Below are 23,893 nucleotides of genomic sequence, written 5' to 3'. Positions count from 1 at the left end.
ATTTGCCTTACAGAAAGTTAGCGAGTTTGAACGAGCCGTTGCGGTTTGAGACAGCGCGCCAGCGCCTTTCCCAGTATTCAAGCTCGTCACGCAGGGCTTTGGGGTCATGGTTGGTAATTGCCCGGCCATTAACCCCCGTGAATGACACGCTTTTACCATCCAGAGAATCCCGGTAAGCCTGGCGCACAGTTACCAGCATCTGCTGAATTTCTGATTTCGTCACAGCCAGCCTCCGTTGTCACTGACACCCAGCCAGCCGCCAGAAAGTGGGCTGGGCTGTTCAGTTTCAGAAACAGGAGACGAACGTACAGGTACCGCTTTTTTCACAGCAATCTCCCTGGGGCGATCCCCGTCAATGATGTTTGAATTACTCTCCTGAGCAGCTGCCCATGCCGGGGGCTGTTCCCAGTCCCGGATTTTTTCATAACCACGCAGGACAGCGACGGCGTGGGCATAACAGAAAAGGTCAAAGGCTTCGTTATTGCCTTTTCCGGGCTTGCGCCATTTTCCGTCCGTACCGCGTTCTTCGTAGGTCAGTTCTTCGTAGAACCACTCCCCCAGCCAGTCAGGAAAATGGATATACCCGGCACCGGGTGTTTCACGCTCAAGGTTGTTACTGAGCTGATCTTTTAGCAGGTCTGTCTGCAACAGATATACCGGAACCTCACCACGCGCATCCGCCCGGCGGTCGCTTCGGCCTGTGTTGTCAGGGTGCGTTTTGGTAATGATTTTCTGGCGTCGGGTGCTGTCACCTTTTATCAGGTAAACCCGTTTACCCAGTCCGTCACGACGACACTGGCGCCAGAATTTATAGGCGTTATCCGTTACCCCATCTTCCCCGCCGCTGTCGACAGCCATTGCAAGAATGGGCATCCGTCGCGAAGGGTCTGACTGCAACGCATAGGTTTTTTCGAGGACATCCGTGATGAGCAGTTGCCAGTCTTCCGGATAGGATCCGGGATGCACCTGCTGCGCCTCACCATTTTCATCACAACGCAGGGACTGGCGGATGTTATAGCGGTCCACCAGCCAGCGTTCGCCGTTTTCACCGTACCCGATAATCTGGACGACAAAACGGCGTTTCTTCCCACCCTGCACATCCACCGACGCCAGAAGAAAACGGACTTTCGGCGGCACGAGCCGTTTGTCATAGTCTTCTGCCCGCAGCATCAGCACGTCAGCACGTCGCTGCTCACTGGCTGCACGGGGAAGATAAGGAAGCCCCCAGTCCGTATTAATTACCGTCTTGAGCGTTTCTTCGCTGCCGGTGGCCTCATAGTCCTGTTCCGCCGTCAGTAATTTGTAAACCAGTTGCGCCCATGTCTGGTATGCCGCCGCAGGTCCTTCCATCCAGAACGAGGCAATACGCGAGCGTCGTGCTTCTCCGCTAATGTTGCCTTCACGGTCGATAGTCTGTCCCTCTCTCAACCAGACACCCTTTCCGTTCAGTTCCCGCTTCCTGTCGGCGGTAATCATGCCGCTACAATGCGGACAATCAATATGCGCCGCTTCACTGGCCTTTACCGGGTCAGACGTTTCCCGGTAGCCTGTCATCGCCTCCATGGCCGGTTGAAAGTATTCCCCGCAATGTGGGCATGGCCAGTACCAGCGACGACGATCGCCGCGGTTATATAAAGAAAGAATCCCGGTCGTGGGAGGGGCTTCGTGAGGTGACTTTCTCCGCCACTTCGTATTGGTGATTTCCCTGCCCGGTGAACTCTCGACCAGCGTCATCCCCGCCGACATAAAGGTGGTGGTACGTTTTGAAGCAAGAGAAAATCCGTCCCCTTCCCCGTCGATATCTTCCGGGAAGCGATCGTAATCCGTCAGCGCCACACATTTAAAATCTGAGGACGACATGATGTTGATAGACGGCCAGCCTATCTTCAGGTAGTTCCCGGCAAGGAAAGTCCGGTCATGCACGTTGTTGTCATTGCGTGAAGGACTCAGCCGGCATGCCACCTCCGGGCTGACACGAAATGTTCGGGCCAGACGTTTTTTTGAGTGTTCGCGCGCTTTTTCTTCCGTCATCTGAATGATGAGCATGTCAGACGGATCACAGACAACGTTGTACACCACCCAGCCATCAATCAGACCAATAGTTTTACCCGTTCGGGCAGGGCCAACAAAAATGACAGCATCATATTCGCGTGATGCCAGGCAGTTCATCGGCTCCACAACATAAGGGGCAAGATTAGGATCCCACTCAACGGAGTTACCCACACCGACCGGAACACGCATATATTTATGTACGGCTTCGGCTACAGGCATTCGACGCGGTGCTCTGATGATCCCGGCAGTGTTTTTTCTTAGCTCCGCCGCCGTGGCCTGTCGCATGGCTTACTCCTCTTCTGGCGAACTGTCCTCCTGTTCCGGCGTATCTGCCTGCTCAACCTTCAGGGCTATCTGATCCCGCAGGTCATCGATGACTTTTTGCACCCGAACGACAGCTGCAGGCGTCATCGCACAATCACGTTCAAGAATATCCGGCAGCGTTTCCAGCACCTGAACGACGGCTTTTGCCAGCGATGAAAATTCTCGGGTCACTGTCGATGCCGGGATTAACTCACCTGTTTCCTGCTGGAATTTAAGCCTCTCGCGTTCGGACTGAAACCACGCCTTACGATCCGGCGGTAACATCTTATCGATATCCACCAGCTCGGGTGCCGTGGTTCGGCCCAGCAGTTCCCGGAGAATATCGACAACAGAATAAAGCTTGAGACGAGAATTACTGCCCGGAGCAGGCTCAACGTTATTCAGTCTGCTGGAAATCGTCTGACGATGAAGATCGGTCACCGCTGCCAGCTGATTGATATTGAGGCGAAGGTTTTTCAGTTCGTTATCCATGATGATGAACAATAATTAACCATTTCGACATCGTGAATAATTTCACGACTGAAATATCAACAAGTTAAGGGAATGATGATGATGCCGATAAAATGCAAAAAACCAGCCGTTTTCCGCGTGTCCTCGCCCCCTCGGTGTTCAAAATCGCCAGGAGTACCTTTTGATAATTAACATCAGCCAGTCCATTACGAAGAGACCTGACAGTCGAGATCACTCAAATAACAGATTCTTAATCTCTTAGAGAAGATAAGGATTTGTTAAGCTTCATCCTATATGGTTGATGTAATACACCGTTTAAGGCAAGAATAATGGTCAGATTCTCAAAACTTCAGATTCGCTTACACTGGTTAACCCTGATGTTAATAGCGATAACCTATGCGGCTATGGAGCTGCGCGGATGGTTTCCCAAAGGCAGCAATACCTACCTTCTTATGAAAGAAACACATTACAATGCCGGGGTATTTGTCTGGTTTTTAATGATAATACGGTTAATTATTAAACATAAGTATCATGACCCAGCTATCACTCCGCCCCCGCCAGCATGGCAGATGATGGCTGCTAAAATAATGCATATCCTGCTCTACATTTCTTTTGTGGCTCTACCATTACTAGGTATTGCAATTATGGCTTACGGTGGAAAGGACTGGAGTTTCTTAGGTTTTAACATTGCTCCTTTCGTTACTCCTGACGGAGAAATAAAGTCACTTATCAAAGATATACACGAAACACTGGCAAACATCGGGTATTTTTTAATCGCAGCACATGCTGGTGCAGCGTTATTTCATCACTACATCCAGAAAGACAATACTCTTTTGAGGATGCTCCCTGATTGTAACGAAAAGAAATAACCAGAGGCTTTAATATCGTACATCATGGCAGTTGTACAATAAACGACTGCCATAATGACTGTCCTGATTTCATCTTTTAATACCAGCTTTATTTGACTGCCTCACCGACTCGTAAATACGTTCGCACGTTATCCCGGCGGTGTACCGTTCGTCAGATCGCGCAGCATAATATCGAGCGTCTTCTGCAAGGCGTCCGAGCATGTCGGCGAGCACTGCGGCGTCGGCTCCGGCTGTTTTGCTTCTGACGGCAGCGGCAAGATCTGCGGTGTGCTTTGCGGCACCCAGGTGGGCGGCAAGCTTTGTTGCTTCGGTGCGCAACTGGTTAACAGTGGCAGACAGGCCAGCAACAGTGGCATCAGATTTAGCGGCTTGTGCTTGTGCATCTTTTATAGCCTCATCACGGGCAATAATGCGCCCTTGTTCAATCATGCGGGCGGCGGTCTGCGCGTTCGCTGTTTGCGATGATTCTGCGCTGTCACGTTCCGCCCACTTCTTTTCCCAACCGCGGCTGCTCCATACACTACCCGCGATGAATGCAACGGCCACCAGCAACGAAATAACAATGAACTGATAGCGCAGGCTCACTGGTCTATCCCCCAGCACGTCAGCGCGCTTTCCTGATCTCGTCGCTCTACCTGCCCATAGCAGCCATTTTTCTGGCCTTTGGTCAGACGACAATCGCGGCCACCGTCTTTAATCCACCAGCGAATGGCTTCACAGGCACCTTTACGGTCGCCAGCATTTATTCGCTTATAAAACGTAGACGGGAAACATTTTCCGGGGCCGATGTTATATGGGCAGAAAGACGCGATCCCGGCTTTCTGTGGTTCGGTCAGTGGTACCTTGATATTTTGCTCAACCCACGCCAGCGCCTTGTCGCGTTCTATGGCGTTTACCTGGGCACATTTCTCAGCAGAAAGCCTCATGCCCTGAACTACTGGCTTACCATCAACCATCGTGGCGCCACGGCAAATGGTCCAGATTCCGCCGCCGTCACGATACGCCGTCAGGCTGTTACCCTCTTTCTCATCCAGAAACTGATCGAGAATCACGGGTGCGGAAGCCCCGGCAAGAATTAACCCAACGACCGCTGCGCTCAGTTTATTCTTCAGCTTTGGTGACATTGCCATTAAGCCGGTCCTCCCTTTCCTTTTTCCTGTAATACCAGTTCACTGCACAAGTGATAACAGTGCATGCGATACCGACAATAATTGCCCAGTCGCTCAGGCTTAACCCTGCAATTCTGTCGGCCAACATCCAGGACACCTCTTTTGCTGTTTTAGCTGTTTCGGCATATGCCTTCGCTGATACACCGCAGCCGGTCAGCGTGGTTCCTGTTCCATATGAAAGTCTGCTGTAAATGGTGCTCATTCTGGTCATAGCCTCACCTCCGATTCTTCGGATGGCGCTGTGTGTGATTAAAGGGTCAGGCTTCACGGGCTGGATTTATCAACAAAGCACGTAGCGGATGATTCCCGTGAGCCTGAAATGAAAAAGGCCGCCATGCGGCAGCCTCGAAGTAAGTACGGTTGTTTACAATGGTGGAGAGAGAGGACCTTCTAACACCTCTGCTTCACCGTTATGGCAAATGTCATCGCCTCTGGTCAGATGCCAGACACCTGTGATTGTTTTACCCGATTCCAGATCATCAACAGTGTCATTCGTGTAGTACGCTACCTGTACAACTCCGACATGCTGAATCCAGTAATACCCTTCTTTCATAAGCTCCTCCGCGATACTCAGCAGATAGTATAGAGCGGCACAAATAATGCTGTGGTGCAGGAAGCCACAACTTAACCTTTGCTAATAAAGAAATTTCGAAAGATGACGATAATGGGTAATAAATGTAAGGCCGGAGGAACAACCATGAGCATGACAGTTAGCACTTTGGGTCAGGACATACTGCAAAGCACAGTAAAACAAGCACCTTCAAGTACTGGCAACTCTGTTTCACAACAAATTCAAAACCTGAAAAAACAAATTGGTGAGTTGACAAAAGAGCTCAGCGCCATGGGTTCAAAAATAAATGAAGTAACCTCCGAAGATGAGGCAAAACTGCTTAAACAGCAGATGGAGATGATTCAAAGGCAAATCGAGTCTATATACGCAAAAATTGCTCAATTACAAAAACAAGAAGCAGAAAAAAACCAAATGGCATCGGTAGCATTACCTACGGTAAGTGACAATTCAAGTTCGAACGTTGCAGGGAATAATACTAAAAATATTGATGTCTACGTTTAGCAGTTGCCCCTCTCTCATTTTTCCTCTGAGCTAGAAACGAAAAAGCATTGGAGCATTGTGAGAACTTGTTTTCAAGTTAACGAATTCAGGTCGGCGATATGACAGGGGTACTGGTGCAATGCACCTCGCGAATACCCCTGTCGTATCGCCGGAAAGCAAAAACCCCGCGCTGGCGGGGTTCTCGTTATATTTAAATTGTTCGCTTTTCGTCGCTGCCATCGTGGCGCAGCTCTGCCAAGCATGAATGGATTATCTAACTTTCTGGGTAGTTTTCAATACCAGACACAAAAAACAGCACAAAAAAGCAAAAACATTATTCCTCTCTTCCCAAAAGTGCTTTCGCTGACAGGTACACCTTTGCTCTGAAAATCTGTAAACACCACTTCACTCGCTCTCTGGCCTTTTCTTGTGTCAGCCATGGCGCAATCGCCTGCAGTTCCCGGGTTATGTCTGAGATTTTTTTTCGGGTGGTGTAATACTGAAGACCAACAACATAAACCGGATCGTTTATATCCAGCGCCTGCAGTACGCATTGCTCAACAAAATCGACATCATCATTATGCAGGGCTTCATCAATCACACTGACAGGTGACTGGGGCCAGAGAATGCTGTGTGCCCTGTTCATTGCCTGCTGTCCACGGAATCCCTCTTCTCTCGCCTGATTTAACGCAACGGTGAATCGCTCGAGTGCCTTATCTGACCAGTTCCGTCCCTTAAGCACATTCCAGCACGCATGTCCTCGCGGCAAACGAGGCGCTGTTTTTCCTCCCACACCTTCCCCCCAGGTAGTGAGCAGGGATTTAATCCATCCGGACTGGATTCCCGTCAGGAGGATACATTTACCCAGCCAGCTTTTACGCGGTGCAGATGCTGCTTTACCAAGTGCTTCAAAATGATTACGTCGTTGACGTGGTGTCATCCTGTTCTTCTCCTTACGCCAGAACACCGAGCCCGTAAGCCCGGTCCAGCACTCTGATAATCATTACCGGCTGAGGTACATGCTTTCGCTCAAACTTCACCGGGTCGTTATGTAGTTCTGTATGGCACTGACGACACAGGGGGATCGCGAAAATATCATGCGCCTTCGTTGCCATACCTCCCTGCCCCCAGCCAATTAAATGGTGTGGGTCATCGGATGGTTTGCCGCAGCATTCGCAGGGCTGTGTTTTAATCCATTCCAGATATCGTGGGGCCGTCCAACGGATACGCTTTGGACGTTTCATATAGGTTTGCGGGGACTCAGGATCGACCAGAACACCAACTACAGGCTTAACCACAGGCACCTGCGCTGGTGGCATGTTCACGGTTACTGTGCTGGCTTTGGCTGTAATGATGCTGGTGGCGGTTAGACCCAGTTCGATGTCGCATTCATGCATGACTGACTGATGATCTTCCGAAGGAATACGAAGCGCCCGACTGGCTACTGATTCGGGAATTGCGTCGGTAACACCCATACGCACCGACCACCAGCATAGCTCCGCCAGCGACAGTTCTCTGGAAGGATCCTGATTCAGCGCCACCATGATGCTGTTGATAATCCAGCTAATAACATTACATCTCGCCAGCTCTGCAAGTTGTTCGCTGTAGTGGTCGCGCAAATGGTTATCACAATGTCCACACAGAAGAACCGATCCGGGTTCATGACGCAGAGTGGTTAACTCGTGATAATGGTAATCGCTGTGTGGCCACTGGCAGCAGCTACCGCCATAACGCAGAAGCCAGTAATCAAGGCCACTCAAACCACCAGCAGCCTTTATAACTTTTTCATCCAGGAAGAACGGTCGCAGCGACTCGTCACACGCAAGCGGCTGGCGAACGTCAGGAACACGGCCAGCAGGCAACCGTTCCATACCTGCCGGCTGGCTTTCCACCAGCACACGTTCACAACTGAATAATGACATCAGCTCGCTGCCCGGCTTGAGCAGCACAATTCCAAGCTCACGCGCAACCACCGGCTTCAGCAGCGCCCTCATTCTGCTATCTCCCCGATAATTATTTGTCCCTTCTCTCCCCATAATTTAGTGACGCGTGAATCCCAGATGTGAGCGTCATCTTCGTAAATAGCATCCATCAGGGCTTTCATCATGTTGTCGAAATCAGGTTTAGCCTGGTGTGGTTTACCGTTGAACTCAGCCCGTTTCTTTTTGCTCCAGCTCGCTGGCATCGGCAGAATGAAGGTGACATGTGAACCGCTTTCCGGCAGCTCAACACCCCGCAGACGAACTTCATCACAGAAAGCGCGGTAACGCAGAACCTCGGGGCGTTTTTTCCATTTGTCAGCGCGCGTCATTCTGGGCTTACCCATTGGGGTGATATTGTAGACTTTCACATTCACCTCCAGATCCGTTGTTGCCAGGTTCTGTCCTGACGCGGAGGCTTAGATACTTCTGGCAAGAACGCGCTGATCGTCCAATGAACGAAGTCATTATCCAGACTACGCTCGGTCTTAATCTGCTTTGCGTGATAGCGGGCTTCCAGTTCGTCAGCCTGCTCAGTGGTGAGTTGGGTATGTTGAAACCAGCTTTTCTTCATAACGCACCTCTGGATGCGGCAAAAAGAAAATCGCTGGCGTTGGTTAACGTCAGTATGTGGGATTGCTTGAATTGTTCTTGCGCCATGGGGCTTTTCTCCTGTGGCGCAGCAGGTATAGGTTGTTCAGGCCTATGACGGGAGTGTAACAGAATTCTGGGTAACGCGATAACCAGCCCTTTCCAGCATCTGAGTAAATAACGTAGGTGTACCAATAATTTCATTATCCTGAAGAGGCATGAAAGACACCATGCTACCGCGACGGTACATCAGTGCGCGCTCACACTCAGGAAATGATTGCAGTCTGGCAACGATGACTCCATCGTGACATCTGATGACTGCGTAGCCTTTTTTGGGCAATTCTACTTTTTCTTTCACTTAAACTCCCCCATGTAAACGGGATCAAAGTAACACCCAAAATAATTAATAAAACCAGTCGTCAGCGCTTTCCCAGGTATCCTGGAGGATTGATTCAATTTTCTTTTTGTCGTCCTTGTCACCGCCAAAAACACTTAACCCATCTGAACCGGCACGGCGGATTGTGAGCCTGCAATTGTCATAGTGATCATTCAGACGCTTAAGCAATTCTTTCTCCAGTGCTGGTACCGCGCCTTTAGGAAGTTCTTTCATGCGATCAATGGTTAATTCAACTTTCATAATGGCCCCCATTGCATATACTGTGTTTTTATACAGTATACCTATGCGCGGAAATGATCAACGATTTAAGAGCACAAATTGTTAATTTCCTGTCAGTAGTAAAAAAAGAAAACCCGACGTAGTGGGTTGAATTAGCAGTGTTATATTAAGCGGCAATTTCTTTCTGCCGGCACAATCCCGAGAGATTCGCCCTCTGTATCGCATCATCAATGAGCACCTGTATGACCATGAGGCAAAGCGTTATCCAACTTGCATTCATCTTTTTCAATCAGCAAAGGAGTGGTTAGTGCTGTGAGTGGGCTTTGTTCACTTCATGGTAGATAAATCAGCTATGGATAAGTGATAAGAGGTGAAATCAATCCGAATTAACAACCTGAAGCACATGAATCGGAACACAGATATTAAAATCCTAAAGTCTAGTAACAAATAGCCGATATGAGATATTGCTTATCAGTTTAAAAATCATCTATTGAAAAAATGGGGGGGAGGCGTTGAAGCGAGTAGAGCGCGATTTTATCTGTCTGTTTAATTGTGTGTGGTATCAAGATTTCCCTGTGTTCAAAGGTGAATATATCAACCGTTCCAACTGGACCATTCATGTTGGCCTGGTCATGCGCGAGTGTGCAAAGTTAATGGGCGCAAGAACATTTTTTGAACAAGGCGGGCGTACCGATGCGGTCCTACAATATCCAGACAATCAAATTTTAACCTATGTTGAGTGGGAGTATAATCAGGCAGACAGAGATAGCGTTAACGAGTTAGACAAACTGCTTGAAAAAAACGACAAGTGCTATTTCTCCACATTCATCTCATATTGTCAGCATGAAAACATCAATATTGTTATTGAAAAAGCAAGTAGAATATGGAGTGAAGCAAGCAGGCCTTTGATTTTTTTTCTTATCACCTATGAGCCTCAAACGAAAAAACGCCGCCATTTTTTAGAACTCAGAACTTATTTTTTCTCAAACGGCAAAAGAAAACTAGTTCGCAAACAACCTGCGCTTCCATGGGATATTGAGCAACGAAAATACAATGTCGAAGAAGATGCAGGATAGAAGAGACATAAGGTTTTCACGACAGTCTCGTTTCGAGCCCTAACTAAAATATTCTGTTCGGAGCAACCAAATAGCTCTGGCTTTGCTGTGACCATGTTCGCGGTACCAACGCCTCTCCAGGTCCGCTTCTCGCTCATGGTGGACCAAAATCAAATCTAAAATGACGTGGCTAAGCGGGAGTACATAGTGAATGACATGATGCTCCGGGCAGCACCATACTAATTCAGTTCCCGTCAGAGGTAGGCGTTGCTTCATGATGGGATGAGCGCTCCCTCCAGACAATCCATGCTACAGCCGCCTCCCATGATATATATCCATTACCGCCATTTTTCGCTCTGCGGAGATTAACTGCATCACCAAACCTTTCAATGATGAATTTTTCAAATTCTATGCGTTTTTCTTCGTCGATTGTTGAATCCATACCTTCCCCAGAAGAGTCCTACGAATCGCTCTTATTGCATAAAAAATAGCATATACAATAGAGAGTGAAAAACCGACGTAGCGGGTTAACTTTATGTTACTCATGAGTCTTGTCTCGCTGCGACTTAAAAGCGGAACATTCTCGCGCAAGTTGCGTTGCTAAGGCTACGGGGTTGAATGGCTCTCCATGCCCATTTAAGAAGGCATGCGGTGTGTAGTTGAACGTTATTTAAAACACAGATAGAATCAAGAAAAATCCTAAATAAATGGAATATTGTTTATGGCTAAGAAAATCGCATTACTGGGCTTTTCTGCTCTTTTTGTTGCAAGTGTTGCTTTTGCTGAAACGACAAGTAACTGGGTTGAGGTTACTACAGCTGATGATGGCATTTTTTCAGCAAAAAAAGGCACATTTAGAAATGTAAAAGGTGATTCATCTGCCTTGTTCATGTATCAAACAAAAAATAAAAAAGTAGAGTACTACAAAGTTAGTATTAAAGATGCCGACTGTGATAGTGGATATGGGGAGATAAGATTCTTCTATATGGATGGGAAATTAGCTTTCAAAGGTGATTATGTTGCTGATGGGAACAGTGTTGGCGCAGGTATTGGTGATTTTATGTGTGGGGTCAGAATTGGACTTAACACACAAAAAAGTTAAATGAGGGACATTTGTTAAAAAACAATAGCCCCACATTAGATCAATATTGGCTCCGGCATTTCTGGATAAAAGCTTCTATGCTACGGCGCTCATAATGAACAACCTTAGCGCTGAACTTTACACGGGGCCAATGTAGACCGGTGTCGGTGTTCTGTATTCCATTTACATAATGTTTTTTGCGTAATTCCCAGCTTCTGGCATACCTCGCCCGGAGTGAGGAGATCATCAGGTTGCTCAGTCATGTTATGCCTCGCTGTTATCTGGGGTGATGATTAGCAGCTTCCAGATGGCTGAGACATACATAGCCTGATGTTTCGCATCGACTAGGGCATTATGCATGTCACCTTCAAACGGCATGTCCCGAGTTCTCCCTTTTCGCCGCTTTCGCGTCGCATATTCTCCAAACGGTATTTATCAATCATTACTGTTATCCTCGCAGTAGTAGTGCCGTCCCTCTGGGTCAGTAGATACATGTCCGCAGATATCGCATTCAATTCCAGGAAGCACCGATTCTGACTGCGCTTTGATATACAGTCGCGGTTCACCGTCTTTCGGCTCTGACCACTGGCGGTTTTTGTTAACCGCCAGCTTTTCTACCATCGCCAGGGTAATCTGCTTATCACTGATACCAGCACGACGTTGCGCATCCCATAACAGGAATTGCATGTCAGCCCATTCGCTCATCTCGTCTGGTTCAGCAGCAGCCTCGATAGCTTCTTTGGAAAGGTGCTTCAGCGGACAAACTGGACCGACATCGCCGAATGTTTCATCTGACCATGCTGCATGTTCACAGCGTACCTGCTCACGGGCTATCGACTCCAGAACCCCATCAATCACCTTCACTGCATCAGCCATTGCGTAGCCGAGATTACCGCCGTCGCTTTGTGCTGCTGCTTTGCTGAGTATTTCGCGTATCTGGTGCAAGCGATCGAGTGATACAGGACCGTGCGCCGGGTGGTTGTTAGTTGTCATGGGTTAGTCCTCTACCTTGTTTCCGCAATGCGGGCAGTAATTGAACTTATGGGCGAATCCAGGATGCGGAACGGCAAAGCGTTTGGTTTTCTCGTTCCAGTCAGCAATTACGATTTCAAAATTTACGACCGCATTAGCCCAGTCACTGGAAAGAACTGGCTGCGACCCAATCAGGCCGACAATACAGCGATTACATTTTTCCACTGACTCACACCCCCTTCACGCCAATGCCAGCAGTAAATCGCGACGGTGACCAATCGCAATATGTGTTCGACTCCGTGTGTCCAAAAATTGCTTTACAACGATGGATATGGTGGCAATTACCACATGTTATGCCAGCCGGTAATCGCATCTTGTCGGGATCGGCTGGGTCATAATTCAACGCCAGTTTTTCGGTTGTCATGCTGGCATCCTCCCCACGATATCTATAACCCGACGCATAACCGCACTTCCCCGAAAATCTGCTGGTAACTCAATCAGAGGCTTACTCGAACCGTATGAGAATCGCTGGAGATCGAAATCAATTACAGCCTTTGGGTCCCTGAACAAACCTAGACGACCGTAACGAATGAGTTCGCCGCGTTCGGCTGCTACGCGGAAATACTTCTCAGCAGTCTGACGATGCAGCGACAACATCTGTGATGCCTCGCTAACAGTTAAACGACCGCGGATTTTCACCTCTTCGATGATCACCCGGATAAGTGCCGCCTGCTCTTCTGGTGTATTTGGTCTTGGCATGCTGATCATCTCCGGGCCATACGCAGGCATTCATTACGTTGCTGCGCTATACGTGCCACTTCAGCTGAACTGCGGGCAATGTCTAACATGTCGGTATATACCTTTGCCGCGCGCCGCCAGAGTCCCCGGGACTTCAGGTCTTTCGCCATTTTCTCAGCTAATTGCGTTTCAACCGGATCGCTTTTCTCTTCCATGAATGGCAGCTTTACGTCAGGTAATTCTGCATCCGTAGCGATGTTATAAACATACTGAGTTCCGTTGTGAGTACGCAGGACTGTGCCGTTAACAGTCAGCGCGCGCAGAAACTTACCTGCGGTACCAGATGGAATATCCAGAGCTTCACACACATCACGTAATACGCAGTTCGGGGTATGGCGTACCACTATCGCTACCCGATCTTTCTGAGATAATTCTATGGTCATTGGTCAATACTCGTTTTAGTTAATTAAACCCGCCGCTTTGCGGCGTTTGTATTCTTCCATCAGTATTTGCGCTGGCGTTGGTCCCGCCGGATGGTGCGGCGCCGCCAGTTGACGTCGAATTGGTGGCACACTTAGTCCGTTACCAACATGCTTCGACCACTTCGTAAGTAACTTTTCCGCCAGTCGTTTCAGTTCCCCCTCTGTCATTTGTCGTTCAACGCCTGTTCTGCGCATTTCGATGCAGATGTGATACAGCACGGGCTGAGGCCATGGATATTTATCGCTTCCTGAATACCGATATGACTCATTTCGCCAGCGCCGGTATTCCGTCATAACCTGCTCCGATGTCAGTCCGAATGGATTCGCTCCACTCACTGAAACCAGAGAAACAAACTCAGCCAGGTCAGGCGGCCATGTATTTCCCATCGCACAGCGCTCCATGCACTGCTGACAGACCAGCCGAATTTGGGGTTCAGTCATCGAACCTATCTGGGCTATCCAGATAGGCGAAGGCTCCGCCCCGTTCTTCTGGGTCCATCGGTTCGAATACACCTCCCCCATGACCTGCCACAGTCGCCAGGCTGTTTCCGTCGCCATCAAGTCCATTCCTGCGGCGCCACTCTGCGTGTGCTGACTGAATTTGCTGAACTGCCCGGGATGCTGTTGGTTCGGATCCTGCTCCCACATGACTGTTACCTCCGGTTTCTGGTTTTACCTGCGTTCTCACCCGGGCTACATGTCGGGCAAATTTTTGTTCCCACTGGATTTGTGTAAAAACTTTCCCTTCCGACTCCCAATACGCAGTGAATTCTGCGAGTTCAGTCAGAAGGTAATCTGGTTCAGGCAGGGAGATACCCCACGATGCAGCGCGCTGTCGGAAGTCTCTGGAGGGAAGCCAGCTATCTGTCATGCTGAATTTCCCGATCGGTTCATCAACACCGTCCAGGTATCGGGGCATGGCCGGGGATGGCAGTTCATCCCCATTCGGATTTTTCATCGCGCCCGCGTTAAGAGAGGGGTTTAAGATCTGTTTACTGCTAACTGCTTTCTGGATACCTGATGGCAAAGGTTTAGCCAAAGACTTAGCCTTATCCTTAGGCAAAGCGAAAGCCTTATCAAAAGCCGTCCCCATAGCGTCAGAAACCCCGTAGCAGGCGGCTTTGAGAGCTTCATATGCTTTATCTTTCAGTGAACATTCAGGCAGTAATTCAAACGATCGTGCCCATGATTTGATCACGTTCACTGATGCTGGAGGGTTATGTTTCACCGCGTTAGGCAACCAAAAAACTCTGGCTTTAAGATCGGCTTCCACCATACCTAACGCTATGGCTTCGCTTAAGGCTAAGTCGAAGGCTTCGACATCCCAGTTTAATTCTTCAGCCATAGCCGCCCTTCCCGCCTTATACAGCCCGGGAATAATCCCTGTGAATGGACCCGTAAGCAGGTAAATAAACAGACTCTGCCCACTTGGCGGGAGTGGTGATAAGGCTCGAAACTTAGGATCATCCCACATGGTGATCTTCACCTTACGGTAAGGCTCGTTACTAGCCTTACTCTTAGGCATGGCCTTAGCCAAAGGATTAGGCATACTTCACCCCGCGAGTTGCAGTAATAATGGTCATTGGTCAAAACTCGATTAAAACAATTGCGGCGCTACGGCGCTTATACTCGCCAGTAGTGGTCCCGCCGCGTCAGCAGGTAACATGTTGAACAATGCGATTGCCGCCTCACGAATCTCCTTCTCGAGCTTTTGTAATGGCGCGCCAATTAATTTCGCATGGTGTGCCTCACTGCACTCTTTGATAGCGTTCGCCACCAGCTCTGCTTCTGTGCTCGCATTACTTAACCCGTGCTTCCTGGCAATCTGAACTGGCATAGCAGCAATGATTGAGACTGACAGCTGCATAACGTAAGCCGTATACTTTTCTGACCCCCCTTCGTTTTTCAGATACCGGAATAAATTCTGCTTATTAACAGCAATTCCGCGGCCATCTGCCTTGGCCCACTCTTCGGCCACCAGCTGAGCGATCCGTTCCTGTGCCTGTCCTGGTAATGTCGATTCCCATTCACGAACGGCAACCCAGATTTTTTTGCACTTCATCCAATCCCGGCGACAAACAGAAAACTGATTTTTTGTTTTCTGAGTTCTCACCATCGTCGGGGTATGGTTTTTAAAAGAGATGGTTTGCATGGTCACTCCTTAGGTAATCCATCCGTTGGATTTGGGTATAAGTCGGGTCTAAGTTCGTGGGGGGTAACCCCTGTAGCGCTAAAGACTTGAAGTACCCGTGACGAAGGAACAGTACCTTTTGCTTTCCACTGACTTACTGCCATTCCGCTTACACCAATCGTGCAAGCTAATTTATTGGCCGAGCCAGCTAGTCGAATTGCGTTATCAATGGCTGTCATAACTATCTCCTTTTTAAATTGGGAGTAATAAACCATAGGTTTACATCAATTGCAAACTTTAAATTTATTGTGACTATAAACCAAACATTTACAATGGGTGTATGAAAAACACTGACGATCTCAATAACCAACTGGTAGCCCGCTTAGAAGAAATTACTCAAAGAGGGATCAGCAAAGCTGATATGGCTCGCATTGCAGGAGTTACGCCTCAAGCTGTGAATGGGTGGTTTAAGAAGGGAGTTATCAGTAAGAAGTCCGCCATAGCAATTGCGGAAGCCGCCAACGTGTCCGTTACTTGGTTGTTAGGTGAGAAAGTATCAGAAGATTCAGGTCTCAAGCCTAACGAGAGCAAAATGCTTAACTTGTTTAGGCAGCTACCAGAGGCAGAGCAAGAGCGAATGATCGATACCTTTGCACTGCGGTTAAAGGAAATTGATGATTACGTTGAGAAATATCTTCGTGGTCGTTTTAAGGCTAACGATGTGAACTAAGAGTTTATTCCCATCCATTGAAACCGGCGTTTGCCGGTTTTTTTTCGCCCTTTTGTCAGAACCTCCCTCCCCTTAGTTTTTCACGACTGATAAAGCAAATGTTTGCCTCCGCATCAATTGATGATTGACACAAACATTAAACCAATGATTTAATCATTCTATCGAAAACGTCATCGAGGCAGGACGCCCACGAAGTAGCTGCCGGCGGCATACGAATCACCGGATGAGATGACAAGTATTAACACGCAGCAGGTTCAACGTTCCGCCAGCCTGGCGACAAGGGCAACGCAAGAGGATAAATCCATGATCGATTTCGCACGTAAACCAGTGCGGTGTCAGGCCGTACATCTAAACCGTATTGAAGTAATCATTCGACTGATTTGCTACATGCTCGCCCAGAAGGGCGACCCGTCTGCCGACCAACAGACTGCAGTTCGTTCATAACGAGTTTGACCAATGGCTGTTGCCAGCATCAGTAAGGAAGTGACTATGGAATTTGGAATGAAACGTGTGGTGGCATCTGTTCAGGTGGTTGCCATCCTCAACAGAATTTACAACGGCAGTCCGGTTTCCATCGCATCAATCAGCAAGGAATCAAAGCTGTCTGTGTCTTACCTCGAGCAGATTTTCTCGAAGCTACGCAGCAGTGAAATCGTCACCAGCCAGCGTGGCGCTGGTGGCGGGTATCACCTTAGCAAAGCAAACCCCAGCGTGGCTGACGTCGTTCGCGCCGTTACTCACACGCCTGATTCATTTGAGCCTGTGCTGAATGCTCTGGAGTGGGTCCCCGTCGCACAGCTAGCGCAGGGAAAATCCCCTACCCCATAAAGCACAAAACCCGCGCAAGGCGGGTTAAGTACCCGGTCAGCCGACCAAAGCTTTCCGGAACGAGTTTTGACCAATAACCACTACCTTAGGCGGCGATCATCAGCTGCCGGGTATCTTACAATCCTACGGAGCCCGAACGCAATGTTAACGTATGCGTATCTTATTAAAGCCAAAGCGAAAGCAACTGAGGCAAATAACCTGTTTTGCTGGTTCTCTGCGAAATCAGATTCCCGTGCAGAACGCGAAATCCTCAATATTCTCGAAGACAATGGTATTGCCGTCGGTCGTGGTGCCGATTATCAATTACCAGTTCGCACCAACTGGTTTGTTGTTGACGATCTTCCTGAGGAAAGCACACTCGATGACACATGGTGCGATCGTTACGAACTGGCAGAAGACCAGCAAACGTGGCAACTGAAACAGAAGCCGGATAATGAAAATCAGGAGACTTGCAGCCAGCAAAAACCTGAAACTACCAGTGCCAATGTACCCACCAGCGATGCACAAGAGTTGCTCCGCCCAATATCTCGCCTACGCCTGTCTCAGCGACTGATTGCGCACCTGGTCAATGACACTGAAGAGAAGGAAATCAGTGAAGCGCAGCACATCCAGATCGGACAAATGGAACTGGACGAAAATGATCTCTATGTACAAAACCTGTTACTGGCCGTTGCGAATGTGCCGTCGGTGAAAGAGCTTTCTGCTCATGTTGAGTGGAAGCTGGCAAATGCAATAAAAGAAGTCTTTGACCGTGAGCAGGTCTATACCGTTGCTTCATTTGAGCAATTTATTACCGAATGGATTGAAGAACCAGAAAAGCGAGCTCTTACCGTTCAGGAGTGGGTTAATCAAAAGAAAGCAGGAGTTGCGGGTGATGAACATGCCACTCCACCTGTAACGCCAGCGCTTATTACCGTTGCGACTCTGCCGCTACGCCAGCGCCTCTTAGCTCAGTTTATTTCTGAAGAATATGCTTACCATATTGATACTGAGCAGAAGAAAACCATTCAGGAACTCGAGCTGGATGTGGATAACAGCTATGTGCAGAACCTGCTGCTTGCCGCCGAGAATGTAGAACCATTCAGGAAAGCGCCAGAGATCGATATCTGGAAGATTGTCAGCGCGCTGAAAACCGTTTTTCCGGTTGATGGAAAACGAGTTGATCTGGTCACCGTCATTCAGTTCTTTAAGGCCTGGTTCAACACTGAACACATTGACCGTGGGCTGCTGGTTAAAGAGTGGTGTAAGGGCAATCGTGTGTCGCAGATTCAGCGCACTGACTCCGGAACCAACGCTGGTGGAGGCAATAAGACCGATCGCAACCCGCAACTTGTCCACACGCTGGATACTCTGGACATTGATATTGCGCTGGCCACACTTCCAATGGATTTCAACATCTACGATATTCCTGGTGGCGTTTTCCGTCGTGCAAAAGAAATCATTTCTAAAAACGAAAGCCCGTTCAAAGAGTGGTCCGCCGCCCTGCGCAAACGCGCTGGCATCCTGGATTATTCCCGCGCCGCTATTTTCGCGCTTATTCGTAGTGCAGAAGAAAACACTCACCATTTCCCGGAACTGCTGAGCCGTTACATCAAAAAAAACCTGACTGAAACCGACCACCAGCACCCAACTGAAGAAATCCTGGCGGCAGCCGGTCACGTACCAGAAAAAAGCTGGGAAAACGAGATTAAAGAGAAGTCCACAGCTGAACAGAAGGCAATAACCGAGCAACCAGAAATCGCCAACATGGGCAACGGTGTTTTCTCCATTGATGGCCTGATGGGTAACCAGCCGGCGCCGGCGCTTTCTGTCGTAGACCAGGTACGCCAGCGCGCCGTCGAAGAAAAATTACATCAAGCCAATACCGAGGAAACCACCAGCGATGTGCAGATGGAAAAAACTGACAACAGCGAAATCAAAGCCAATCCTGATGTGCCTCAGGGCGAAGCAGCAGCTTTGCCAGTTAAAAGCGCTGATGCAACTGGTGACGCGTCAGCTTCCCTGAATAATGAACCCGTTCACCATATTGAAACGGCTCCCCTGAACGCTTTCTATACTCACCTAATGGTTGATATGGAAACCATGGGCAACGGTCCTGATGCCCCAATAGTCTCTATCGGCGCTGTATTTTTTGATCCTTCAACTGGTAACACTGGCGCCGAGTTTTACCAGGTTGTCAATCTGGAGTCATCGATGTCGTTTGGCATGAAACCAGATGCGTCGACAATTCAGTGGTGGTTAAAACAATCATCTGAAGCCCGCTCTGCCATTCTTGTTGATGAAGCTATGGGGCTGCGTGAATCCCTTGAACTTCTGGCTGACTTTATTGCTGAAAATGCTGCTAACGGTAGCCACACTGTTCAATTATGGGGTAATGGATGTTCGTTTGATAACGTCATTCTTCGCCGCGCATACGCGTTAACAGATACCCCCTTCGCTGTTCCGTTCTGGAATGACAGGGACGTAAGGACCATGGTCGAACTGGGTAAATCTGTCGGTATCAACCCGCGCTTCGATATCCCGTTTGAAGGCGACATGCACAATGCGCTTTCTGACGCCCGACACCAGGTCAAATACGTCTCTGCAATCTGGCAACGCCTGACCGCAAACTGATTTTCTAATTTCACAATTTACGGATCCTGCCTGGTATGTTTCTACAGGCAGGTCATCAGAGAGATGAGCTATGCACGAACTAACACTGTCTCCTCAGGAAATTGCAGAAATTACTGGCTATCAGCGCTACACCCACCAGCAGCGACAGCTGCGGTGTCACGGCATACCGTTCACCACTGATGGGCGGAACCGCCCAATTGTATTGCGCAGAAGTATTGATCCCGGAGTTTCTGAATTACCTAAGGTCGATGAATATGTTGCACTTGAGCCAAATTACGACGCAATCAATGGGCAGACCAAGAAAAGATCCTAAAGACAAGCACCTCCCGCCACGCGTAACTAAAAACCGTTATAGCTATGTGTGGAAGCCAAAAGGAACAAAACAAAGCGTAACTCTTGCACCTATTACCGGGACGAGTATGTCCCGGCTATGGGCGCGTTATGAAGAAGAAAAAGCCAAGCGTTCAGACGTAATGACATTTTCTAAATTATGGAAGTTATTCACCAGTAGCCCAGCTTTTGCTGAACTGGCTCCGCGGACACAGACTGATTACAGGTCGTATGAAAAAAACCTGGTCCCAGTGTTCGGGAATATGCGAGCAGATGACATAAAAATTGAGATGGTCAGGATCTATATGGATAAACGTGGCCAACGCAGTATTAACCAGGCAAACCAGGAACTCGGCGGGATGTCGCGTGTTTTCTCATGGGGATATGAAAGAGGGTACGTGAAAGGAAATCCATGTAAAGGAGTGCGCAAGTTCTCTTTAAAAGCCCGTGACGTGTACGTGACAGATGAAGAATATCAGGCAATTTATGAAGAGGCGGCACCAGCTCTCCGGGTTGGCATGGAGATATCTTACTTATGTGCGGCTCGCGTTTCGGATGTTCTTTCTCTCAAATGGTCGCAAGTAAGCGAGGAAGGCATTTTTATCCAGCAGGGAAAGACCGGCACTAAACAAATAAAAGTCTGGACTGAACGGCTTCATAACGCCATCGAACTTGCAAAAACCCTGGGTGGGCGGGAAACGGTTATATGTAGCAGCAAAAAAACTAAATATTCGAAAAGTGGATTTAACGATCTGTGGGAAACCGCAAGGGAAGCAGCAGGAAAAAAACTAGATAGAAAACTGCCGTGTACATTTCATGATCTCAAAGCCAAGGGAATATCTGATTACGAAGGCTCGAGTAAGGACAAACAACTATTCTCAGGTCACAAAACTGAAAGCCAAGTTGTGGTTTATGACAGAAAAGTGAAAGTCACACCAACTCTTGATTTACCTGCAATAAAAAACCCGCCTGAGCGGGTTAAATTGGACTAAAGATCACGCAGCTTTCTTTTCAGAACAGTTGCATAGAGGAATAGGAAAAGGTTTTCCTTTTTTTGCGTGCCTAACAACTCCATCTACACATACGGTGTAGCGGAAGATGACTTCGCAAGTATTCCCGCATTTAGTACAGGTCGTAGTAGCCATTAGCTATCTTTCCCTGCAGACCTGTAAACCCATACAGGTTGCGTATTGTCAGGAGAGCAGCTAAACTCCGTTTGTCAACATAAGTGTAGCGGCTGGGTTACCTCCATACACACCGGAAAGTTTCTCAGACTTTCCGCCCCCTAAGCCCTGTTCTCAGCAGGGCTTAATCTTTATTCTTCTACAGCAACCAATGGAACTGACCATGGAAGCTTGATGGTTCGCATTGGAGTACGTTCTAATATTGACTCAAATGCCAGCTTCAGTGTGATGGACGTGAAATTTTCGAAGAACCATAAGTTTGACTCATAAAATTCTTCCTCAATTGGCTTATCTCCGTCAATATCATAGAAAACGTCAATTTTCAGATTAACTTCGAAAGCCAAACCTTCTTCGTCAGGTTCGTCCGGATCGATTAATGCATCGTCGTCATATCCCTTGATCGAGGCTTCTATTGCCAGTTGTGCCCAGCATTTTTTTTGTTCCTCGTCATATCCAGAAGCAAACTCACTGTCGCTGACAAGCAGTTTAAAGCGCCCACCTTCACTATCCTTGTGCTCAATAAATTGAGACGCAGAGATTGTAAAACCCTGGTATTTGATTTTTTCCAACATCAGTGGCGAGTCCCTTTTTCAATATCTCCTCTCCACTTGGTTTCACGCTCTGACCTTGAGACGTATTCATGAGTGAAAACTTCTGTTCTTTCGCGTTTTTCGAAGTGGAAATGGAATTCTTTTTTACCAGCGACTTTCTCTTCGATCGCCGTTTTTACATAATCATTAAGGCTCTTACCTTCAGCACAAGCTGCTAAATAGACCTTTTTATGGAGTTCTGAGCCGATACGGACATTAAAAGTACCGCTCATTGGTTTTTCTGGCTCTTTGTTCAAGGCCTTGCATGTATCCAAATAATCATCAACAGCTTCTTCAAAAGCAAGTTGTAGGCCATCTAGATTCTCAGCTTCGTAAGTAACAAGGTCATTGACGCATTGAATTTTTCCATGAAGAACTCTATCTTCTAAAGAAAACTCAACACTTCCAAAATAACCTTTATATTTCAGCATATTACTCATAATTATCTAGCTCATCTAAAAGAGTTTTTACTTCCTTGAGTATGTACCCTTTCACTATATTGCCGGGGTGTGGGCAATGAAATGACACTAACCTACCGTGATCATTAGCAAACTTTCTCTTTGAACCAGAACCGTTTAAAACTTTAAAACCATACTGACCAAGAAGTGTAACAAGCTCTTCCCAGGTAAAATCCTTTGGCAGCGCTCCAAGCCGCTCCCTTAGTTTCTTGCTTTTACTCATCAAGTATATCCATCAAGAGCATGTTTGCAACTAAAATTCAGTTGCAAGTGATTGTATAGGAAAATCCCCTTATGAGTCATCACATTTTATGTATTGAATAAATGCGATCACCAAATGCAACAAACACAACGCAGGTTTTAGAATCAAGATGGTTAAGTTGTCCCTTCACACCACAGCATAAGCATCAGAACGGATACAGGCTTAAGCTAGTTGCGTTTAGATCATTGGGACATTCTAAACGAAGAACATTGTATCAAGAAATTTACTCTTGCGGGAAATGTGGGTATGAAAGATGAGTATTGAATTCAAAAAGCTAAAGGAATATACCAAGAAAGTATACCAACACTATACCAAGTGTGACATGAGTCGTTGAAAGGAATTGAGCTAAGTGTTTGAATAGTGGCGGAGAGAGGGGGATTTGAACCCCCGGTAGAGTTGCCCCTACTCCGGTTTTCGAGACCGGTCCATTCAGCCGCTCTGGCATCTCTCCGTTTTGGCGGTTGCCATGATGCCAGGTAATTTGGCATTTTAACAGACCCCGTTCCGTCAATTTCGTTCAAGTGACGAGTTTGCGAGCAAAACGATGATTAAGTGGCCCTGGAAAGAGCAAGAAACAACCCGGAGTGACGACTGGCCGTGGGACGACGCCCTGGCTATTCCTCTTCTGGTGAATCTCACCGAGCAAGAACAAGCCAGGCTTATCGCCCTGGCCGAGCGCTTTTTACAGCAAAAAAGACTGGTAGCGCTTCAGGGGTTTGAACTTGACCCACTGAAAAGCGCGCGCATTGCGCTGCTTTTCTGTTTACCTGTTCTGGAATTAGGGATCGAGTGGCTCGACGGGTTTCATGAAGTTCTCATCTACCCTGCCCCGTTTGTCGTAGACGATGAATGGGAGGACGATATTGGGCTGGTGCATAATCAACGCGTTGTACAGTCCGGGCAGAGCTGGCAACAAGGTCCGATAATCCTTAACTGGCTCGACATTCAGGATTCTTTTGATGCCTCCGGCTTTAATCTGATCATCCATGAAGTGGCACATAAGCTTGATATGCGTAATGGCGACCGTGCCAGCGGTGTTCCGGCAATCCCCCTGCGCGATATCGCCAGTTGGGAGCACGACCTGCATGCCGCAATGAATAACATTCAGGATGAAATTGATCTGGTCGGTGAAACCGCGTGCAGTATAGATGCCTACGCAGCGACCGATCCTGCCGAATGCTTTGCCGTTCTATCGGAGTATTTCTTCAGTGCCCCTGAATTATTTGCACCACGTTTTCCGGCCTTATGGCAACGTTTCATTCAATTTTACCGCCAGAACCCCATGGAGCGGTTACGCGATACCCGCTAAGGTGGCCATTGTCGCTCACCAAATGTGCA

The 23,893-nt window shown here is 48.1% G+C and carries 35 protein-coding genes, 1 tRNA gene and 2 pseudogenes; 11 read left to right on the top strand and 27 right to left on the bottom strand.

All coding sequences use genetic code 11. The annotated features are described in order from the left end of the window. Positions 1-7: 7 nt before the first annotated feature. The 3 genes from OGY37_RS04515 to OGY37_RS04505 are packed head-to-tail and all read right to left on the bottom strand — an operon-like array spanning position 8 to position 2,847. Positions 8-223, bottom strand: a complete 216-nt coding sequence (locus tag OGY37_RS04515; RefSeq protein ID WP_044711201.1) for a hypothetical protein — start codon at positions 221-223, stop codon at positions 8-10. Further along, on the bottom strand, positions 220-2,337 hold the full coding sequence (locus OGY37_RS04510) for a phage terminase large subunit family protein (protein WP_275399229.1): 2,118 nt from the start codon (positions 2,335-2,337) through the stop codon (positions 220-222). Before OGY37_RS04510 ends, OGY37_RS04515 begins: the two co-directional genes overlap by 4 nt. A gap of 3 nt (positions 2,338-2,340) precedes the next feature. Next, positions 2,341-2,847 carry a DUF1441 family protein gene (locus OGY37_RS04505; protein ID WP_032943862.1) on the bottom strand — a complete coding sequence of 169 codons (507 nt, stop codon included), beginning with the start codon at positions 2,845-2,847 and terminating at the stop codon, positions 2,341-2,343. Between the two features lie 308 nt (positions 2,848-3,155). Here OGY37_RS04505 and OGY37_RS04500 point away from each other — a divergent pair, with 308 nt between their 5' ends. Beyond that, the gene (locus OGY37_RS04500; RefSeq protein WP_057068799.1) at positions 3,156-3,695 is read left to right on the top strand and encodes a cytochrome b; all 540 of its coding nucleotides are present in this window, start codon (positions 3,156-3,158) and stop codon (positions 3,693-3,695) included. 69 nt (positions 3,696-3,764) lie between these two features. Here OGY37_RS04500 and OGY37_RS04495 read toward each other — a convergent pair whose 3' ends face one another. From OGY37_RS04495 to OGY37_RS04480, 4 genes are all read right to left on the bottom strand, one after another. Further along, a complete protein-coding gene (locus tag OGY37_RS04495) occupies positions 3,765-4,280 on the bottom strand; it encodes a DUF2514 domain-containing protein (RefSeq protein WP_057068801.1) in 516 nt (171 codons plus the stop codon). Beyond that, positions 4,277-4,825 (bottom strand): lysozyme, encoded by a 549-nt coding sequence (locus tag OGY37_RS04490; RefSeq protein ID WP_057068804.1) that lies wholly within the window; start codon positions 4,823-4,825, stop codon positions 4,277-4,279. The genes OGY37_RS04495 and OGY37_RS04490 overlap by 4 nt, the downstream gene beginning before the upstream one ends. Then, positions 4,797-5,075 (bottom strand): phage holin, encoded by a 279-nt coding sequence (locus tag OGY37_RS04485; protein ID WP_003832349.1) that lies wholly within the window; start codon positions 5,073-5,075, stop codon positions 4,797-4,799. The genes OGY37_RS04490 and OGY37_RS04485 overlap by 29 nt, the downstream gene beginning before the upstream one ends. A gap of 153 nt (positions 5,076-5,228) precedes the next feature. Next, positions 5,229-5,417 carry a hypothetical protein gene (locus OGY37_RS04480; RefSeq protein WP_057068805.1) on the bottom strand — a complete coding sequence of 63 codons (189 nt, stop codon included), beginning with the start codon at positions 5,415-5,417 and terminating at the stop codon, positions 5,229-5,231. Between the two features lie 144 nt (positions 5,418-5,561). On the opposite strand from OGY37_RS04480, the gene OGY37_RS04475 reads away from it, so the two are divergent. Further along, positions 5,562-5,936 carry a FlxA-like family protein gene (locus OGY37_RS04475; RefSeq protein ID WP_167373427.1) on the top strand — a complete coding sequence of 125 codons (375 nt, stop codon included), beginning with the start codon at positions 5,562-5,564 and terminating at the stop codon, positions 5,934-5,936. Positions 5,937-6,249: 313 nt separating this feature from the next. Here OGY37_RS04475 and OGY37_RS04470 read toward each other — a convergent pair whose 3' ends face one another. From OGY37_RS04470 to OGY37_RS04445, 6 genes are all read right to left on the bottom strand, one after another. Continuing rightward, entirely contained in the window at positions 6,250-6,855 is a 606-nt protein-coding gene (locus OGY37_RS04470) for a hypothetical protein (protein ID WP_086523782.1), read from the bottom strand. 13 nt (positions 6,856-6,868) lie between these two features. After that, entirely contained in the window at positions 6,869-7,909 is a 1,041-nt protein-coding gene (locus OGY37_RS04465; protein ID WP_286620219.1) for a DUF968 domain-containing protein, read from the bottom strand. Continuing rightward, positions 7,906-8,265, bottom strand: coding sequence for a RusA family crossover junction endodeoxyribonuclease (locus OGY37_RS04460; RefSeq protein WP_286620216.1), 360 nt, complete (start codon positions 8,263-8,265; stop codon positions 7,906-7,908). Before OGY37_RS04460 ends, OGY37_RS04465 begins: the two co-directional genes overlap by 4 nt. A gap of 2 nt (positions 8,266-8,267) precedes the next feature. Beyond that, complete coding sequence (locus tag OGY37_RS04455) at positions 8,268-8,468, bottom strand: hypothetical protein (RefSeq protein ID WP_048221172.1); 201 nt, start codon at positions 8,466-8,468, stop codon at positions 8,268-8,270. A gap of 129 nt (positions 8,469-8,597) precedes the next feature. Further along, entirely contained in the window at positions 8,598-8,843 is a 246-nt protein-coding gene (locus OGY37_RS04450) for a hypothetical protein (RefSeq protein ID WP_048221170.1), read from the bottom strand. Between the two features lie 45 nt (positions 8,844-8,888). Further along, the gene (locus OGY37_RS04445; protein ID WP_016236996.1) at positions 8,889-9,122 is read right to left on the bottom strand and encodes a DinI family protein; all 234 of its coding nucleotides are present in this window, start codon (positions 9,120-9,122) and stop codon (positions 8,889-8,891) included. A gap of 491 nt (positions 9,123-9,613) precedes the next feature. Here OGY37_RS04445 and OGY37_RS04440 point away from each other — a divergent pair, with 491 nt between their 5' ends. Continuing rightward, positions 9,614-10,177 carry a hypothetical protein gene (locus OGY37_RS04440; protein WP_170973743.1) on the top strand — a complete coding sequence of 188 codons (564 nt, stop codon included), beginning with the start codon at positions 9,614-9,616 and terminating at the stop codon, positions 10,175-10,177. Between the two features lie 223 nt (positions 10,178-10,400). Here OGY37_RS04440 and OGY37_RS04435 read toward each other — a convergent pair whose 3' ends face one another. Then, the gene (locus tag OGY37_RS04435; protein WP_053271635.1) at positions 10,401-10,598 is read right to left on the bottom strand and encodes a hypothetical protein; all 198 of its coding nucleotides are present in this window, start codon (positions 10,596-10,598) and stop codon (positions 10,401-10,403) included. A gap of 279 nt (positions 10,599-10,877) precedes the next feature. Here OGY37_RS04435 and OGY37_RS04430 point away from each other — a divergent pair, with 279 nt between their 5' ends. After that, positions 10,878-11,258 (top strand): hypothetical protein, encoded by a 381-nt coding sequence (locus OGY37_RS04430; RefSeq protein ID WP_053271636.1) that lies wholly within the window; start codon positions 10,878-10,880, stop codon positions 11,256-11,258. A gap of 243 nt (positions 11,259-11,501) precedes the next feature. Here OGY37_RS04430 and OGY37_RS04425 read toward each other — a convergent pair. The 9 genes and pseudogenes from OGY37_RS04425 to OGY37_RS04385 all read right to left on the bottom strand — a co-directional run. Then, positions 11,502-11,621, bottom strand: a pseudogene (locus OGY37_RS04425) (3'-5' exoribonuclease domain-containing protein); the annotation flags it as partial. Positions 11,622-11,672: 51 nt separating this feature from the next. Beyond that, positions 11,673-12,230 carry a DUF550 domain-containing protein gene (locus tag OGY37_RS04420; protein ID WP_286620213.1) on the bottom strand — a complete coding sequence of 186 codons (558 nt, stop codon included), beginning with the start codon at positions 12,228-12,230 and terminating at the stop codon, positions 11,673-11,675. A gap of 208 nt (positions 12,231-12,438) precedes the next feature. Beyond that, entirely contained in the window at positions 12,439-12,633 is a 195-nt protein-coding gene (locus OGY37_RS04415; protein ID WP_072144090.1) for a hypothetical protein, read from the bottom strand. After that, the gene (locus tag OGY37_RS04410; protein WP_024174857.1) at positions 12,630-12,968 is read right to left on the bottom strand and encodes a DUF977 family protein; all 339 of its coding nucleotides are present in this window, start codon (positions 12,966-12,968) and stop codon (positions 12,630-12,632) included. The genes OGY37_RS04415 and OGY37_RS04410 overlap by 4 nt, the downstream gene beginning before the upstream one ends. Positions 12,969-12,973: 5 nt before the next feature. Beyond that, positions 12,974-13,390 (bottom strand): PerC family transcriptional regulator, encoded by a 417-nt coding sequence (locus OGY37_RS04405; RefSeq protein WP_286620211.1) that lies wholly within the window; start codon positions 13,388-13,390, stop codon positions 12,974-12,976. A 15-nt stretch (positions 13,391-13,405) separates the two neighbouring features. Beyond that, positions 13,406-13,951 carry a replication protein P gene (locus tag OGY37_RS04400; protein ID WP_123260993.1) on the bottom strand — a complete coding sequence of 182 codons (546 nt, stop codon included), beginning with the start codon at positions 13,949-13,951 and terminating at the stop codon, positions 13,406-13,408. Further along, entirely contained in the window at positions 13,863-14,774 is a 912-nt protein-coding gene (locus tag OGY37_RS04395; RefSeq protein ID WP_233590552.1) for a DnaT-like ssDNA-binding domain-containing protein, read from the bottom strand. The genes OGY37_RS04400 and OGY37_RS04395 overlap by 89 nt, the downstream gene beginning before the upstream one ends. A gap of 252 nt (positions 14,775-15,026) precedes the next feature. Beyond that, on the bottom strand, positions 15,027-15,581 hold the full coding sequence (locus tag OGY37_RS04390) for a toxin YdaT family protein (RefSeq protein ID WP_200024786.1): 555 nt from the start codon (positions 15,579-15,581) through the stop codon (positions 15,027-15,029). A 2-nt stretch (positions 15,582-15,583) separates the two neighbouring features. Next, positions 15,584-15,799, bottom strand: coding sequence for a transcriptional regulator (locus OGY37_RS04385; RefSeq protein ID WP_032949519.1), 216 nt, complete (start codon positions 15,797-15,799; stop codon positions 15,584-15,586). Between the two features lie 101 nt (positions 15,800-15,900). Here OGY37_RS04385 and OGY37_RS04380 point away from each other — a divergent pair, with 101 nt between their 5' ends. The 6 genes and pseudogenes from OGY37_RS04380 to OGY37_RS04355 all read left to right on the top strand — a co-directional run bounded on the left by OGY37_RS04380 (position 15,901) and on the right by OGY37_RS04355 (position 21,053). Further along, positions 15,901-16,290, top strand: coding sequence for a helix-turn-helix domain-containing protein (locus OGY37_RS04380; protein WP_032949520.1), 390 nt, complete (start codon positions 15,901-15,903; stop codon positions 16,288-16,290). A gap of 303 nt (positions 16,291-16,593) precedes the next feature. Beyond that, positions 16,594-16,734, top strand: a pseudogene (locus OGY37_RS04375) (hypothetical protein); the annotation flags it as partial. 45 nt (positions 16,735-16,779) lie between these two features. Continuing rightward, the gene (locus OGY37_RS04370; RefSeq protein WP_225622103.1) at positions 16,780-17,118 is read left to right on the top strand and encodes an RrF2 family transcriptional regulator; all 339 of its coding nucleotides are present in this window, start codon (positions 16,780-16,782) and stop codon (positions 17,116-17,118) included. A 141-nt stretch (positions 17,119-17,259) separates the two neighbouring features. Further along, positions 17,260-19,731 carry a 3'-5' exonuclease gene (locus OGY37_RS04365; RefSeq protein ID WP_286620208.1) on the top strand — a complete coding sequence of 824 codons (2,472 nt, stop codon included), beginning with the start codon at positions 17,260-17,262 and terminating at the stop codon, positions 19,729-19,731. 70 nt (positions 19,732-19,801) lie between these two features. After that, the gene (locus OGY37_RS04360; protein WP_071667664.1) at positions 19,802-20,044 is read left to right on the top strand and encodes a DUF4224 domain-containing protein; all 243 of its coding nucleotides are present in this window, start codon (positions 19,802-19,804) and stop codon (positions 20,042-20,044) included. Next, positions 20,019-21,053 (top strand): tyrosine-type recombinase/integrase, encoded by a 1,035-nt coding sequence (locus tag OGY37_RS04355; protein ID WP_103849311.1) that lies wholly within the window; start codon positions 20,019-20,021, stop codon positions 21,051-21,053. The genes OGY37_RS04360 and OGY37_RS04355 overlap by 26 nt, the downstream gene beginning before the upstream one ends. A gap of 323 nt (positions 21,054-21,376) precedes the next feature. Here OGY37_RS04355 and OGY37_RS04350 read toward each other — a convergent pair whose 3' ends face one another. The 4 genes from OGY37_RS04350 to OGY37_RS04335 form a co-directional block, all read right to left on the bottom strand. After that, positions 21,377-21,817: a hypothetical protein gene (locus tag OGY37_RS04350; protein ID WP_032943880.1), complete on the bottom strand. Its 441-nt coding sequence runs from the start codon at positions 21,815-21,817 to the stop codon at positions 21,377-21,379. Next, positions 21,817-22,275 (bottom strand): type II toxin-antitoxin system HicB family antitoxin, encoded by a 459-nt coding sequence (locus OGY37_RS04345; protein ID WP_032943881.1) that lies wholly within the window; start codon positions 22,273-22,275, stop codon positions 21,817-21,819. The genes OGY37_RS04350 and OGY37_RS04345 overlap by 1 nt, the downstream gene beginning before the upstream one ends. Next, positions 22,268-22,516 (bottom strand): type II toxin-antitoxin system HicA family toxin, encoded by a 249-nt coding sequence (locus tag OGY37_RS04340; RefSeq protein ID WP_032943882.1) that lies wholly within the window; start codon positions 22,514-22,516, stop codon positions 22,268-22,270. Before OGY37_RS04340 ends, OGY37_RS04345 begins: the two co-directional genes overlap by 8 nt. A gap of 400 nt (positions 22,517-22,916) precedes the next feature. After that, positions 22,917-23,006: transfer RNA gene (locus OGY37_RS04335), tRNA-Ser, on the bottom strand. A gap of 93 nt (positions 23,007-23,099) precedes the next feature. Between OGY37_RS04335 and mtfA the strand changes: the two genes are divergently transcribed. Next, entirely contained in the window at positions 23,100-23,864 is a 765-nt protein-coding gene (gene mtfA, locus OGY37_RS04330; protein ID WP_126317759.1) for a DgsA anti-repressor MtfA, read from the top strand. Positions 23,865-23,893 lie beyond the last annotated feature (29 nt).

This window comes from Citrobacter sp. Cpo030 (genome assembly GCF_030333005.1).
Taxonomy (GTDB): Bacteria; Pseudomonadota; Gammaproteobacteria; order Enterobacterales; family Enterobacteriaceae; genus Citrobacter; species Citrobacter portucalensis.
The sequence above is the reverse complement of the archived record's forward strand: the minus strand, read 5'-3'. Positions and strand labels throughout refer to the sequence as shown.